Origin of the sequence: Polaromonas sp. YR568, from assembly GCF_943372955.1 — a bacterium.
Lineage (GTDB): Bacteria > Pseudomonadota > Gammaproteobacteria > Burkholderiales > Burkholderiaceae_C > Polaromonas.
In genome coordinates, this window is sequence record NZ_CALSAL010000002.1 from 568,108 (window position 1) to 581,401 (window position 13,294).

The following is a 13,294-nucleotide window of genomic DNA, read 5'->3' on the forward strand; positions in this document are numbered from 1 at the left end:
GTGAGCGATTCATCTCAGTACGTGAGCAGTACCGCGCCCCAGGTAAAGCCACCGCCCACGCCTTCGAGCATGAGGTTGTCACCCTTCTTGATCTTGCCGCTGCGAACGGCGGCATCCAGCGCCAGGGGAATCGAAGCGGCCGACGTATTGCCGTGCTGGTCCACCGTGACCACCAGTTTTTCAAGCGGCAGTTTGAGCTTTTTGGCGGTGCTGTGCATGATGCGGATGTTGGCCTGATGCGGAATCAGCCAGTCAATGTCGCTCTCCTGCAGACCAGCCTTGGCCAGCGTGGCGCGGGCCGCGCTTTCCAGCACGCCGACAGCCAGTTTGAACACGGCCTGGCCATCCATCTTGAGCAGCGGGTCTCCCAGAATCTGACCGCCAGACACATTGCCGGGAACGCACAGGATGCCGACATGGCTGCCATCGGCATGCAGGTCGCTGGCGAGAATACCCGGTGTATCCGACGCTTCCAGCACCACGGCGCCTGCACCGTCGCCGAACAACACGCAGGTGGTACGGTCTGAGAAATCCAGAATGCGCGAGAACACCTCGGCGCCGATGACCAGCGCCCGGCTCGCAGACCCGGTCCGGATCATCGCGTCGGCCACCGTGAGGGCATAGACAAAACCGCTGCAGACCGCTTGCACGTCGAAAGCAGCACATCCGGCAATACCCAGCTTGTTCTGCAGGATGCACGCGGCTGATGGGAACACCATGTCAGGCGTCGATGTAGCCACGATGATCAGATCGATGTCAGCGGCCTGGCGGCCCGCCGCTTCCAGCGCGCGTTTGGCCGCCTCGACACCCAGATCGCTGCTGGTCACCTCGGGCGCGGCAAAGTGGCGCGCCCGGATGCCGGTGCGCTCCACGATCCATTCGTCGGAGGTTTCAACGCCACGCGCCGCCAGTTCGGTGGCGAGGTCGGCATTGGTCAGTCGGCGCGGTGGCAGGTAGCTGCCAGTGCCTGTGATGCGTGAATAACGGGTCATTGATTGATCAGTGTGCAGGCAGGGAGACAGAAGCCTTGGTCTCACCGGCCATCTCGCTGGACGGTGCCCCGGACAATGCACCGGAAACGGTTTCTGGTGGCAGTTCTTCCACCTGCGAAGGCGCCACCGCTGCCAGCAGCGGTGCTGCATGGGCAATGCGGTCACGAACCCTTTCCAACAAATGGTTCCGAGCCGCATCATAAGCCCGATTCAGCGCCCGCTCGAAGGCGAAGGCGTCGGCCGACCCGTGGCTCTTGAACACCAGGCCGCGCAGACCCAACAAGGCTGCGCCGTTGTAGCGACGGTGATCTACACGGTTTTTAAACGCAGTTAGCACCGGATAAGCAACGATGGCAGCTATTTTCGTGAAAATATTTCTCGAGAACTCCGCCTTGATGAAGCCACCAATCATGCTCGCCAGGCCTTCACTGGCCTTCAGCGCCACATTGCCGACAAAGCCATCGCAGACCACGATGTCTGTGGTGCCCTTGAAAATATCATTGCCCTCGACATTTCCGTAAAAATTAAGATCGCCGGAGTTGGCGGCAGATCGCAGCAATTCACCCGCTTTTTTTATGGTTTCACTGCCTTTTATCGTCTCTTCGCCGATATTCAGCAGACCCACGGTGGGTGAGGGGTTGTCGGTAATAGCCGCCACCAGCGCCGAACCCATGACGGCAAATTGCAGCAGATGGTCTTCAGTGCAGTCCACATTAGCGCCCAGATCGAGCACCGTGGTGGCCGCGCCCCGCGCATTGGGAAGCTGGGTCGCGATGGCGGGCCGGTCAATGCCTTCGAGTGTCTTGAGTACGTAGCGCGCAATCGCCATCAGGGCACCAGTGTTGCCGGCAGAGACGGCAGCTTGGGCATGGCCGTCCTTGACCTGGTTCATGGCCACGCGCATGGAGGAATTCTTCTTGCGGCGCAGGGCGATCTCGATCGGATCGTCCATGGTCACCACTTCGCTGGCCGCCACAAACTGGCAGCGCTCGTGCGCGCGGAGACGGGCGAACAGGGGCTGTGCGGCAAGCGCCTCGGGCTGGCCGATCAGAACCAGCGCCGCATCAGGATGACCCTCAAGAAAGGCCAGACTGGCGGGCACCGTGACAGCGGGTCCGACGTCCCCGCCCATGGCATCGACAGCAATCCTGATCATGGTCAGACCGGTGCAGTCAAAAATGATGGTTCAGGCAAAAGAAAGGCCCGCAGGATGAGTGCGGGCCGATGCTTGAGGCGTTTGGTTACGCTTCGTTTTTGGTTTTCAGCACCTTGCGGCCACGGTAAAAACCGGTGGGGCTGATGTGGTGGCGCAGGTGGGTTTCACCGGTGGTGGATTCCACGGCGATGCCTGGCACGGTCAGTGCGTTGTGCGAACGGTGCATACCGCGCTTGGAAGGTGACTTTTTGTTCTGCTGGACGGCCATGATCCGCTCCTGATGGGGTGTAAGGTTGTAACGTTTGTGAGCACGCGGCGCACCAGATCTTTCAATCACTCATCAGTGGGGCGGCGCCGGCGTCTTGACTTCAGACGGCGGCTGCAGCACCCGATGGGCACGCGAAGCCTTAGATTATAGCCCGGAGCGGGGGATTTTCCTAATGGCCACGTTGGGGGACGCACAAGCCGCCCAGGCTTGGCCTCAATTCGCCGCTTAAAAAAGACGAGTAGCCGCGAAAAGTAATACCAAATGCCTATTTTTTGGGTTTGAGTTGTGCCAGCACCGCAAAGGGGTTGGGCTTTTCCGCCCCAACGTCAGCCATGTCGTCCTCACCAGCGCTAAGCCGGGGTGGTACAGGGCAGGTTTCATGCAGGGGCACCAGCGGAAGCGCCATCAACAGTTCATCCTCCAGCACTTCCAGCAGATCGAACTGCGGCACCATGACCAGCAGGTCTTCCTCGGACTGGTCGTCTTCGGCCATGGCGATGTCTTCGGTCGCCACAAAACGGTAGTGCTGATCCACCGCCACAGTGATCGGCACCGGGCTCATGCAACGCTGGCAAGTCAGCGGTACCACTGTATTGGCCTGCAGGTGCAGCCAGACGGTGTCGTCATGGCCCGGGCTGGCGCGCAATTCGGCCTGGGCGGTCCATTCGACAGACGCACCGGGCGCCAGCTCGGCCGCTTCGGCCGTCAGACGCGGCAGATCGCTGATCGGCGTGACCTCCTGAAGCGGCACGCCTTCCTGCGCAAAGGTCTGCATTTTGAGCTTGCGCGCTTGAACGATTTTGGCCATGGCAGCAGTGTAAGAGAATCAGTCCATGACCATTGCCTCACTCGCCAGCGAAACACCCCGGCACGAAACACCTCGGCACACGCCGCGGCCCCTCGTTCTCGGCTCCACCTCGCGCTACCGGCGCGAACTGCTCGCGCGGCTGCAGATCCCTTTCGACGTGGCCGCGCCGGATGTCGATGAAACCCCGGCGCCGAACGAGTCGCCACGCGCGCTGGCAGAGCGGCTGGCACTGGCCAAGGCGCGGGCGGTCGCCCGCCAGTTTCCCGGCGCGGTGGTGATTGGCTCGGACCAGGTCGCCGACCTGCACGGCGAGCCGCTGGGCAAGCCCGGAAACCACGAGCGTGCCGTGCGCCAGTTGCAGCAGATGCGCGGGCAGACCGTGGTGTTTCAGACCGCAGTGGCCGTGGTGTGCCAGGAGTCGGGCTTCGAGCAGGCAGACCTTGCCGCCGTGCGGGTGACCTTCCGCGATCTCACCGATGACGAGATCAACAACTACCTGCTTGCTGAGCAGCCGTACGACTGCGCTGGCAGCGCCAAAAGTGAAGGCCTGGGCATTGCACTGCTGTCATCGATCGAGAGTGACGACCCGACCGCGCTGGTCGGCCTGCCGCTGATCCGCACCTGCGCGATGATTCGTGCCGCGGGTATTGAACTGCTTGCGCCGACCGGAGCAGGCGCATGAGTGTGGGTACCCGAGGCCAGCTCTACCTGGTGCCTGCGCCGCTGGATTTCGGCTGCGACACCCAAACACCGCTGGACGCGGTGATACCGGCTGGCACGCTGCAGATCGCTGCCAGGCTGCCTGCATGGATTTGCGAGAACGCCAAAAGCACCCGCGCGTATCTGAAAAGGGTTGGCGAGCTGTACCCATTGGCCCGACCGGTGCAGGAACTGCAGATCCAGGAGTTGCCCCGCGACGTTCACAAGAAAGGCGACCACGCGGGCCAGTTCGATGCGCGGCCGCTGCTTCGGCCTGCGCTGGACGGCCTGGACATGGGTCTGGTCAGCGAAGCAGGAATGCCCGCGATTGCCGACCCGGGTTCATCTGCGGTGCGCGCGGCCCACGATCTGGGTTTGCAGGTGGTACCGCTGACCGGCCCGATGTCGCTGATGCTGGCCCTCGCCTCCAGCGGGCTGAACGGTCAGAACTTTGCTTTCGCTGGCTACCTGCCTCAGGACGGTGGTCAGCGGGTGCAGCGCATTCGGGAGCTGGAATCGCTCGCCCTGAAAACCGGGCAAGCCCAGCTGTTTATCGAAACACCCTATCGCAACGCGGCCTTGCTGCAGGCCCTGCTGCAAACCCTGCAGGCCAACACACGGTTGTCCGTCAGCTGCGGGCTGACACTGGCCAATGCATGGTCGCGCAGTGCGCTGGTCAGCACCTGGAACCGCGAGAAGCCGAACCCACCGCTGGCCCTGCCCGCCGTGTTATGCCTCGGCCGCTGAGGCCAGAGCAGTCACAAGCAAATACACAAATAGACAAACACACGCATCCAAACAAAAGCCCGCACGCGGCGGGCTGTTGAGATGGGCAAGCGGCGTTCAGCGCAGCGCCGGAATGGCTTTGAAGGCTTTCATGACACCTTCGCCCATGGCCGCACCAAATTTCTTCGCCAGACGCTCCGCCACGTTGTCGCGGCGTGTGTAGTCGATGATCTCTTCGGTCTTCACGACCTCACGAGCCACGTAGTCGAGGTTACCCAGCTGGTCGGCCAGCCCCAGTTCCACGGCCTGCTGACCGCTCCAGAAAAGGCCGCTGAACATCTCGGGCGTTTCCTTCAGGCGCTTGCCACGGCCGGCCTTGACCACGGTGATGAACTGCTGGTGAATCTGGTCCAGCATGGCTTGCGCATACACGCGCTGCTTCTCGCTTTGCGGACTGAATGGATCGAGAAAGCCCTTGTTCTCGCCGGCTGTCATCAGCCGGCGCTCCACGCCCAGCTTGTCCATGAGGCCAGTGAACCCGAAGCCGTCCATCAGCACACCGATACTGCCCACGATGCTGGCCTTGTCGACAAAAATCTTGTCGGCCGACACGGCAATGTAATACGCCGCCGATGCGCACGACTCTTCCACCACCGCATAGACAGGCTTCTTGTGCTTGGCCTTGAGCCGCAGGATCTCGTCGTTCATCATGCCGGCCTGCACCGGGCTACCGCCGGGGGAGTTGATGAGCAGCACGATGGCCTTGGCACCCTCGTCCTCGAAGGCAGCGCGAACCGCCGCGTTGACGAACTCGGCACTGGCGTCCGCCCCGTCCGCAATTTCGCCCTTGATCTCGACCACCGCTGTGTGCGGCACCGCCGCATCGGTGGCAGGTGTGCCGCGGTGCATCGCCATCCAGATCAGTGCGATGAAAAAGACCAGCCAGGACAGGCGCACAAAGGTTTTCCAGCGGCGCGTTGCTTTCTGTTCATTAAGTGCGGCGAACGCCAGCTTTTCCAGCGTGGCGCGCTCCCAGCCCGGGGCGTCCGTCAGGTTGTTTCTGGACGCTTTTCTGTTCCCCGACGCAGACCCCGCATCGTCTGGCGAAGGCGGGAAGGAGAGGTTGGTGTCGTCCGGGCGGTTGGGTTCAGTCATGCCCGATAGTTTAGAGAAGTATTCACAGCCACACGGGCTGAAGGTTGTAAGCCGGATGCCAATAAACCACCCCGCCGTCCTCTGACAGCGCGATTTTCACCAGCCCGCCACGGCAGGGCCCGCCGGCGCAGTCACCCGTGTCGGGTCGGTACTCTGCCCCGTGGCTGGCACACATCAGCCAGTGTCCGCTGCTGTCAAACACCTGGTTGGGTTGCCAATCCAGCTCCATCGCCACATGGGTGCAGCGGTTCAGATACGCGTGCGCACCGCCTTTGTAACGAATTGCAAAGGCACGGCAGGTCTGCCCCGCGTACACCACATCGAAGGGCACCGCATCGCCACCCTCGACCAGATGCGCACTGTTGCAAAGGGGCTGCGGGCTGTCCATGTCAGTCGGTGCTCTGCCGGGGCTCAGGCGTTGGCAAGCAGCCAGTCGTGAAGCTCCTGCACTGAGTGGGCTACATGCCGCGGTGCCAGTGGCTCGAAGGCCGCGTGCTCGTGAGCGCCGTAGCTGACACCCACGCTGGGGCAGCGCGCATTCACCGCCATCTGCAGGTCGTGCGTGGTGTCGCCCACCATCAATACCCTGTGTGCCGGCACATCAAACTGCGCCATCAGTTCATGCAGCATGCGCGGATCGGGTTTGCCAGCTGTCTCGTCGGCGGTTCGGGAGCCGTCAAACACGCCCTGCAGTTCCACGCTGCGCAGCACCTCGTCGAGACCGCGGCGCGACTTGCCGGTGGCCACCGCCAACAGATGACCCTTCTCCTTCAGGGCATCCAGCATCGGCAGTACGCCACTGAAAAGACTCAGGTCGTCTGCATGCGCGGTGTAGTGATGGCGGTAACGCGCGCCGAGTTCGGGGTATTTCTCTGGCGGCACATCGGGTGCGGCATGGGCCAGCGCCTGCATCAGGCCGAGGCCAATCACATAGCCGGCCGCCTCGTCGCTGGGCACGGTGCCGCCCACATCACGCACGGCCGCCTGGATGCAGCGCACGATGATGCCAGTGGAATCAAACAGGGTGCCATCCCAGTCGAAGGCGATGAGGTCGAAATTGCGCTTCAGCATCCGGCAATTGTCGCTGCCTCTGCCGGCTGCCGCTTGGCCCGTGACCTCAGTCCCCAATAGCCGGTTTTTCTGCCGGCTCGGCGGGCAGGAACTGCTGCAACTCGGCGGGCAGCTCAGCCCGCAGCTGAATCGCCTTGCGGGTTTTCGGATGATTGAACTTCAGGCTCCAGGCATGAAGGAACATGCGCTTGAGCGGCACCGCGCCGGGTGCCGATTTCTGCAGCTCCCGGTTCAGCTCGAAGTCACCATATTTGTCATCACCGGCAATGGGGTGGCCTTCGCTGGCCAGATGCACCCGGATCTGATGGGTGCGCCCGGTCTTGATGGTGACCTCCAGCAGGGTGAAGGGCGTCGATGGCGCCAGCGCACTGGCAGGTACCGATGCGCGGACCTTGACCAGCGTCACCGAGCGCAGACCGTCGGGGTGGTCGTTGGCCACCACCTTCACGCGCCGCTCGCCACCGTCGATCAGGTATTTGTGCAACGCCTTGTCAATCACCCGGTGGTTGGCGGGCCAGGGTCCATTCACCAGTGCCAGATAGACCTTGTCGGTTTCGCGCTCACGGAACTGCTCCTGCAGCAGCTTGAGCGCCATACGCCGCTTGGCGATCAGCAGGATGCCGCTGGTCTCGCGGTCCAGCCGGTGCACCAGCTCCAAAAAATCAGCCCCGGGCCGCGCCATGCGCAACTGCTCGATGACGCCAAAGCTCACCCCGCTGCCGCCGTGTACCGCGACGCCCGCAGGTTTGTCGATGGCCAGCACGAAGTCGTCTTCAAACAGGATGGGAAATTCACGCGACGGCGCCTGCCCGCCCGTGGTGGACATCGCGCCATGCCGCACCACCTCTCGGGCCATCGCCTCGGCCTTCTGCTCTGCGCGCTCAGAGGTACGCACCGGCGGCAGCCGCACCACATCGCCCGCCTCGACCCGGGTATCGGCATGCGCCCGGCCCTTGTTGACCCGCACTTCCCCGCTGCGGATGATGCGGTACACGTGGGTTTTGGGTACGCCCTTGAGGTGGCGGATCAGGAAATTGTCCAGCCGCTGACCGGCGTAATCCTCATCGACCGTGACCAGGCTGGCCTGCGCGGCGGCAGGCAAAGCGGGTGCGGGCGGCGTCGGCAACGCCCCCTGCGGCTCGGGGCGCAGGGGCTGCGCTGCTGGCTGATCCTTGGGGTTTCCGCTCCGTCTTGCCTTGCCTGACGCTAGCCCTATAATGTGTTTCACTAGCGATACGCTGTAAGTGGTTGATTTGTCTGGAGTTTAGTCCACACACATCCCCCGCCTCTGAAAAAGGCAAGCAAACAGCCTCGCTGGAAGGTCGATGCCCATGCGGTGATTGCCCGCAAGCGACGAGTGCCAGGCACCTCGCGGCGGTTGTTGAGCTGCAGAGAACGTCGACGTTTTGCGAACACAAACACGGAATACCATGCCTGTAGCCTTCAGTTTCGCACTGCAGGCTGCATGCGGATCCAGGTGAGATCAAGTCCTTTAACGGGTAACCCCCTGATGACAACAGTGGTCGGTCTGATTTTCCTTTACCTGCAGCGCCTCACCGCGGCTGCCGGCTCTGCGCATCGCAGGAATCAGCCCGGACCCCTTGTTCAGTGGGTGACAACCGCTGCCCTTCTGGCAGCCCCCATCCGTTTGACCCCCGCTCCCTCCATCCACGCGCCTACGCCCAGACCACGCCACTGACCGCCTCAAACGCGGCCCGTGGGGTGCTGTCAAAAGCTCTCCGGCAATTCCTCTCCGTTCGCACGACGTCTTCCCGGCATCGTTGGCCCGCTTGGGCTTGAGACGTTTCGGCTCCTCCACAGGACGGGCCGGAGCAATGCGACGACGAACGAAGAAGGACACCACCCATGAAACGGATGCTGGTAAACGCCACACAGGCCGAAGAACGCCGCCTGGCGATTGTTGACGGACAAAAACTCCTCGACTACGAAATTGAAATTGAAGGGCGCGAGCAGCGCAAGGGCAACATCTACAAGGCCGTCGTCACCCGCGTCGAGCCCTCGCTGGAAGCCTGCTTTGTCGACTACGGCGAAGACCGCCACGGCTTCCTGCCGTTCAAGGAAATCTCCAGGCAGTACTTCGCGCAGGGCGTGCCCGTCAACCAGGCACGCATCAACGATGTGATCCGTGAAGGCCAGGAACTGCTGGTTCAGGTCGAAAAGGAAGAGCGCGGCAACAAGGGCGCGGCCCTGACGACCTTCGTCTCGCTGGCAGGCCGCTATGTGGTCCTGATGCCGAACAACCCGCGTGGCGGTGGCGTCAGCCGCCGCATCGAGGGCGAAGACCGGGCCGAGCTCAAGGAAAACATGGACCAGCTGGAATATCCCAACGGGATGTCCATCATCGCGCGCACCGCAGGCATCGGCCGCAGCGCGCCCGAGCTGCAGTGGGACCTGAACTACCTGCTCAAGCTCTGGACGGCCATTGACGGCGCTGGCAAAGGCGGCAAGGGCGCCTTCCTGATTTACCAGGAATCGAGCCTGGTGATCCGCGCCATCCGCGACTACTTCAACAGCGACATCGGCGACATCCTGTTCGACACCGACGACGTGTACGAGCAGGCCCGCCAGTTCATGGCCCACGTGATGCCCGAGCACGAGCACCGCGTCAAGCGCTACCGCGACGACGCACCGCTGTTCAGCCGCTTCCAGATCGAACACCAGATCGAGTCGGCCTACGCCCGCACCGTGCAGCTGCCATCCGGCGGCGCCATCGTGATCGACCACACCGAGGCGCTGGTCTCGGTGGACGTCAACTCGGCCCGCGCCATCAAGGGCGGCGACATCGAGGAAACCGCCACCCGCACCAACCTGGAAGCCGCCGACGAAGTGGCCCGCCAGATGCGCCTGCGTGACCTCGGCGGCCTGATCGTCATCGACTTCATCGACATGGAAGAGTCGCGCAACCGCCGCGATGTGGAAAACCGCCTGCGCGACGCACTGCGGCAAGACCGCGCCCGCGTGCAGTTCGGCACCATCAGCAAGTTCGGCCTGATGGAAATGAGCCGTCAGCGCCTGCGGCCTGCCCTCTCGGAAGGTGCATCGATTCCCTGCCCGCGTTGCGGCGGTTCCGGTCATATCCGCGACACCGAAAGCTCGGCGCTGCAGATCCTGCGCATCATCCAGGAAGAGTCGCTCAAGGACAGCACCGCTTCCGTGCTGTGTCAGGTGCCTGTGGATGTGGCGTCTTTCCTGCTCAACGAGAAGCGCTCCGAGATCGCGAAGATCGAAGTCAAACAGCGCATCAACGTGCTGCTGGTGCCCAACAAGACGCTGGAAACACCGAACTACCGCCTGGAACGCCTGAAGCACGACGACCCGCGTCTGGACAACATCGAGGCCAGCTACAAGATGGCCGACGAGATCGAAGACCCGACCACCGTCACCCGCCGCAGCCAGGAAAAGCACAACAAGCAGGAACCCATCATCAAGGGCGTGCTGCCCGACGCACCTGCACCCGTTGCCGCGCCGCGCCCCGAAGTGGTGGCGCCCGCAGCACCAGCGGCCAAAGCCCCCGTGCGCACGGCACCCGCGCCTGCACCGGTGGCAGCACCGGCTGAAAAAGGTTTCTTTGGCTGGATCAAGGGCCTGTTCGGTGGCGCGGAAACGCCCACCCCTGCGCCCGTGGCACGCGAAGTGAAGAAAGACGAACGCACCGAAGGCCGTGAAGGCCGCCGTGACGGCCGACCAGAGGGTCGGACTGAAGGCCGCGGTGAGGGTCGAGGCGAGGGCCGCGGCGCTGGCGGTGAACGCGGTGGCCGTGATGGTCGCCGTGGTGGACGCGGACGCGGTGACGCGCGTGGCGAGGGCCGCGGTGCTGGCGGCGAAGGTCGCAACGAAGGCCGGAGCGGCGAGCGCCAGGAGCGCGCACCGCGCGAGCCACGTGAACCTCGTGAAGCCCGCCCGGAAACAGCCGTCGAAGGCCAGCCGCGCACCGACAACGCCGGACGTGAACCCCGCGAGCCGCGTGAACAGCGCGAGCCCCGGGAACCCCGCGAGGGCCGTGGCCGCCGTGAACGTGGTGACCGTGGTGGTGATCGCGGCGGTGACCGTGGCATTCCGCGCGACGCAGCCGAACAGGATCTGGCACTCGCCAATCAAGCGGCCATGGCCGCTGCGATGGGTGAAGGCACTCCACAGCGCCAGGAACGTCCCGTTCAAGAAGGCAGCGCCAACGCCGACCGTCCTCAGGGCGATCACGGTCCGCGCGAGCCACGCGAACCCCGTGGCGAAGGCCGCCGTGAGCGCGGTGACCGCAACGGTCGTCGCGGCGAACGTCGCAGTGATGGCGCTGAAGGTGCCAGCACGGTGGCTGCCGACGCCATGAACGGTGAAGCCATGGCCCCTGTCGGAGCCGACGACGCCGGTCAGATCGTGATGCCTGGCCAGGAACAAGGACCCGCAGGCGAAGAGCAGCGCCAGCCGCGCGAGCGCCGCAGCCGTGACCGCTATGGTCGCGACCGCCGCGAGCGCAACGATGGTGACCGCGCCCAGCAGCCCGGCATGAACGGCGCTCCTGCCGAAAACGAGTCAGGCGATGGCAGCAACGCCGACGCACCTATCGCTCCGGCACAGGATGCTTTCCAGCCCGCTCCGGTACAAGCCGCTCAGCCGACGGAACAGCCTGTCTGGGCGCCAGCTGCTGAGCCAGTCTCTGCGCCTCCAGTGGCGCGTCCGGCCGCCCCGGCGCCTGCGGCACCGGTCGCAGCGAGTGCAGCACCTGCAGCAGCCGCCTTGCCTGTCGTTCAGGCTTATACGCTGCCATTGCAGGAACTGGCGCAGGTAGCCGAGACCTCCGGTCTGGTGTGGGTCAACTCTGACCCTGCCCGCATCGCCGAGGCGCAAGCCGCCATGGCGGCCGAGGTCAAGCCCGCGCATGTGCCGCGTGAACGTCCTCCGCTGGTCGTGTCGGACGAAGGTCCGCTCGTGCTGGTGGAAACGCGTCGCGATCTGGCGTCAATGAAGCTGCCGTTTGAGACACCGGCAACGCCTGGCGCCTGACAGCGCAGCGCCAGCGAATCACTGGCAGCGTCACCCCACTGAAAAAGGCCCGCATGCGGGCCTTTTTCTTTGTCTGCGCCAACCCGCAGTGCTTAGATCGCAGTGCTCAGAGTTCTGCCGCGCGCTTGTAAGCCAGCGCCGCCGCCGGTTCATCTTCGCGCTGCTCCGCCAGCAGGGCCAGCGCGCGCCAGGCATTGCGGTGCAGCGTCACATCCTGCAGCGCCGGAGCGGCTTGCGAGAGCAGTTGCCGTGCCTTACCCCACAGCTGCCGGTTGAGGCACGCCATGCCGGCGAGGTACTGCAGGTTGGCATCGCGCGGGCGATTGAGCTGGGCTGATTCGATGCGGGCCAGCCAGGCGGCGTCAAGTGTGTCGAGGCCCAGTTCCAGCACGCCGATGAGTTTGATGCGCAGGTTGTCGCCCATCGTCGACTGCGGCGCCATGACCTGATCCCACACCGACAGCAACCAGCCACGTGCCGTATCAGGGTCGCCGTGCAGGGCCATCAGGCGTGCTGCGGCATGCACCACCAGCTCCGGCATGGCGCGCTCGCTGTCGTCCAGCGACATCCAGGCCTGCTGCAGCTGCGCCGGGTCATGTGCGTTACCCAGCAGTTCGAGCGCCAGGCCGCGCACGATACTCTCGGCCGCGCCTTGCGAGAACGCGCGGTGTTTGGCGAGCAGGCGCGCCGTCTCCAGCGCCTGGGTGGTTTGCCTTGCCTGCCGCGCGGCACGCAGTCGCATGCGCAGCGCAAGCGTGCGCCGGGCGGCACCCTGTGGCAACTGCGCCAGCCAGTCGAGGGCCCCTTGTGCATCGCGGTCTTCCAGTGACCAGCGCGCTGCGCGGAACTGCACCCCCTCACGCACCTCCTGCGCATGGCGCGGCGCAGCGCTTTGCAGGGCGAGTTGTAAATGGGCATCGCGCACCGGACGGTCCTGCAGCGACTGCGCGCTCTCGGCCACGAGCAGATGGGCCAGCGCACGCAACTGGCTGCCACGACTGGCGCTGTAGCCGGTGGCATGGCCTGCCTGCTCGGCGAGTTGATCCAGGCTTTTTTCCTGCGCCAGTGCGTTCTGCGCCGATTTGGTGGCACGGATGTAGCGGCCCGCCAGCAGGTGAGCCAGCGCGTCCATCAGCGCACCGTACATCGCGCGTTCCTTTTGCAGCGCACGCCAGCGCAAGGCCTCTGCCGGCAGTGAGAACAGCGCGGACAGTGCCCGCAGTGCGAGGTACAGCACCACAAAAAAACCAGCCAGCAGCAGCACCATCAGGTTGAAGGACACATCCACCCGGTGCGGTGGCCAGAACACCGTCACCACCGCCTGGTTGTTACCCGCGATCAGGGCCACAGCCACTGCAACGCCGAACAGGGCCAGAAGCCAGAGAGCTGCGCGCATGCGG

General features: G+C 64.1%; 12 protein-coding genes. 3 read left to right on the top strand and 9 right to left on the bottom strand.

Annotated elements, in window-relative coordinates:
- Positions 1-14: 14 nt before the first annotated feature.
- The 4 genes from AAG793_RS08625 to AAG793_RS08640 form a co-directional block, all read right to left on the bottom strand.
- The gene (locus AAG793_RS08625) at positions 15-992 is read right to left on the bottom strand and encodes a beta-ketoacyl-ACP synthase III (RefSeq protein WP_341906734.1); all 978 of its coding nucleotides are present in this window, start codon (positions 990-992) and stop codon (positions 15-17) included.
- 7 nt (positions 993-999) lie between these two features.
- Positions 1,000-2,148, bottom strand: coding sequence for a phosphate acyltransferase PlsX (gene plsX / locus AAG793_RS08630; protein WP_341906736.1), 1,149 nt, complete (start codon positions 2,146-2,148; stop codon positions 1,000-1,002).
- A gap of 85 nt (positions 2,149-2,233) precedes the next feature.
- On the bottom strand, positions 2,234-2,416 hold the full coding sequence (gene rpmF, locus AAG793_RS08635) for a 50S ribosomal protein L32 (protein WP_341906739.1): 183 nt from the start codon (positions 2,414-2,416) through the stop codon (positions 2,234-2,236).
- Between the two features lie 265 nt (positions 2,417-2,681).
- The gene (locus AAG793_RS08640) at positions 2,682-3,224 is read right to left on the bottom strand and encodes a DUF177 domain-containing protein (RefSeq protein WP_341906741.1); all 543 of its coding nucleotides are present in this window, start codon (positions 3,222-3,224) and stop codon (positions 2,682-2,684) included.
- 25 nt (positions 3,225-3,249) lie between these two features.
- Here AAG793_RS08640 and AAG793_RS08645 point away from each other — a divergent pair, with 25 nt between their 5' ends.
- Positions 3,250-3,906 carry a Maf family nucleotide pyrophosphatase gene (locus AAG793_RS08645; RefSeq protein WP_341906745.1) on the top strand — a complete coding sequence of 219 codons (657 nt, stop codon included), beginning with the start codon at positions 3,250-3,252 and terminating at the stop codon, positions 3,904-3,906.
- Entirely contained in the window at positions 3,903-4,670 is a 768-nt protein-coding gene (locus AAG793_RS08650; RefSeq protein ID WP_341906748.1) for an SAM-dependent methyltransferase, read from the top strand. Before AAG793_RS08645 ends, AAG793_RS08650 begins: the two co-directional genes overlap by 4 nt.
- A 96-nt stretch (positions 4,671-4,766) precedes the next feature.
- Here the strand turns inward: AAG793_RS08650 and AAG793_RS08655 are convergent, their stop codons facing one another.
- From AAG793_RS08655 to AAG793_RS08670, 4 genes are read right to left on the bottom strand one after another with little or no spacing between them, the layout of a single operon-like run.
- Positions 4,767-5,804 (bottom strand): S49 family peptidase, encoded by a 1,038-nt coding sequence (locus AAG793_RS08655; RefSeq protein WP_341906752.1) that lies wholly within the window; start codon positions 5,802-5,804, stop codon positions 4,767-4,769.
- A 22-nt stretch (positions 5,805-5,826) separates the two neighbouring features.
- The gene (locus tag AAG793_RS08660) at positions 5,827-6,192 is read right to left on the bottom strand and encodes a Rieske 2Fe-2S domain-containing protein (protein WP_341906755.1); all 366 of its coding nucleotides are present in this window, start codon (positions 6,190-6,192) and stop codon (positions 5,827-5,829) included.
- A gap of 23 nt (positions 6,193-6,215) precedes the next feature.
- Entirely contained in the window at positions 6,216-6,875 is a 660-nt protein-coding gene (locus AAG793_RS08665) for an HAD-IA family hydrolase (protein ID WP_341906757.1), read from the bottom strand.
- 46 nt (positions 6,876-6,921) lie between these two features.
- Positions 6,922-8,001: an RluA family pseudouridine synthase gene (locus tag AAG793_RS08670; protein ID WP_341906760.1), complete on the bottom strand. Its 1,080-nt coding sequence runs from the start codon at positions 7,999-8,001 to the stop codon at positions 6,922-6,924.
- A 740-nt stretch (positions 8,002-8,741) separates the two neighbouring features.
- Here AAG793_RS08670 and AAG793_RS08675 point away from each other — a divergent pair.
- Entirely contained in the window at positions 8,742-11,894 is a 3,153-nt protein-coding gene (locus tag AAG793_RS08675) for an Rne/Rng family ribonuclease (RefSeq protein ID WP_341906763.1), read from the top strand.
- 106 nt (positions 11,895-12,000) lie between these two features.
- Here AAG793_RS08675 and AAG793_RS08680 read toward each other — a convergent pair whose 3' ends face one another.
- Entirely contained in the window at positions 12,001-13,290 is a 1,290-nt protein-coding gene (locus AAG793_RS08680) for a heme biosynthesis HemY N-terminal domain-containing protein (RefSeq protein ID WP_341906766.1), read from the bottom strand.
- Positions 13,291-13,294: the final 4 nt, after the last annotated feature.

Excerpts from the sequence above, each read along its gene's own strand:
- AAG793_RS08655 (WP_341906752.1), bottom strand. The coding sequence starts at position 5,804 with ATGACTGAACCCAACCGCCCGGACGACACCAACCTCTCCTTCCCGCCT.
- plsX (WP_341906736.1), bottom strand. The coding sequence starts at position 2,148 with ATGATCAGGATTGCTGTCGATGCCATGGGCGGGGACGTCGGACCCGCT.
- AAG793_RS08660 (WP_341906755.1), bottom strand. The coding sequence starts at position 6,192 with ATGGACAGCCCGCAGCCCCTTTGCAACAGTGCGCATCTGGTCGAGGGT.
- AAG793_RS08640 (WP_341906741.1), bottom strand. The coding sequence starts at position 3,224 with ATGGCCAAAATCGTTCAAGCGCGCAAGCTCAAAATGCAGACCTTTGCG.
- rpmF (WP_341906739.1), bottom strand. The coding sequence starts at position 2,416 with ATGGCCGTCCAGCAGAACAAAAAGTCACCTTCCAAGCGCGGTATGCAC.
- AAG793_RS08675 (WP_341906763.1), top strand. The coding sequence starts at position 8,742 with ATGAAACGGATGCTGGTAAACGCCACACAGGCCGAAGAACGCCGCCTG.
- AAG793_RS08650 (WP_341906748.1), top strand. The coding sequence starts at position 3,903 with ATGAGTGTGGGTACCCGAGGCCAGCTCTACCTGGTGCCTGCGCCGCTG.
- AAG793_RS08625 (WP_341906734.1), bottom strand. The coding sequence starts at position 992 with ATGACCCGTTATTCACGCATCACAGGCACTGGCAGCTACCTGCCACCG.
- AAG793_RS08645 (WP_341906745.1), top strand. The coding sequence starts at position 3,250 with ATGACCATTGCCTCACTCGCCAGCGAAACACCCCGGCACGAAACACCT.
- AAG793_RS08680 (WP_341906766.1), bottom strand. The coding sequence starts at position 13,290 with ATGCGCGCAGCTCTCTGGCTTCTGGCCCTGTTCGGCGTTGCAGTGGCT.
- AAG793_RS08665 (WP_341906757.1), bottom strand. The coding sequence starts at position 6,875 with ATGCTGAAGCGCAATTTCGACCTCATCGCCTTCGACTGGGATGGCACC.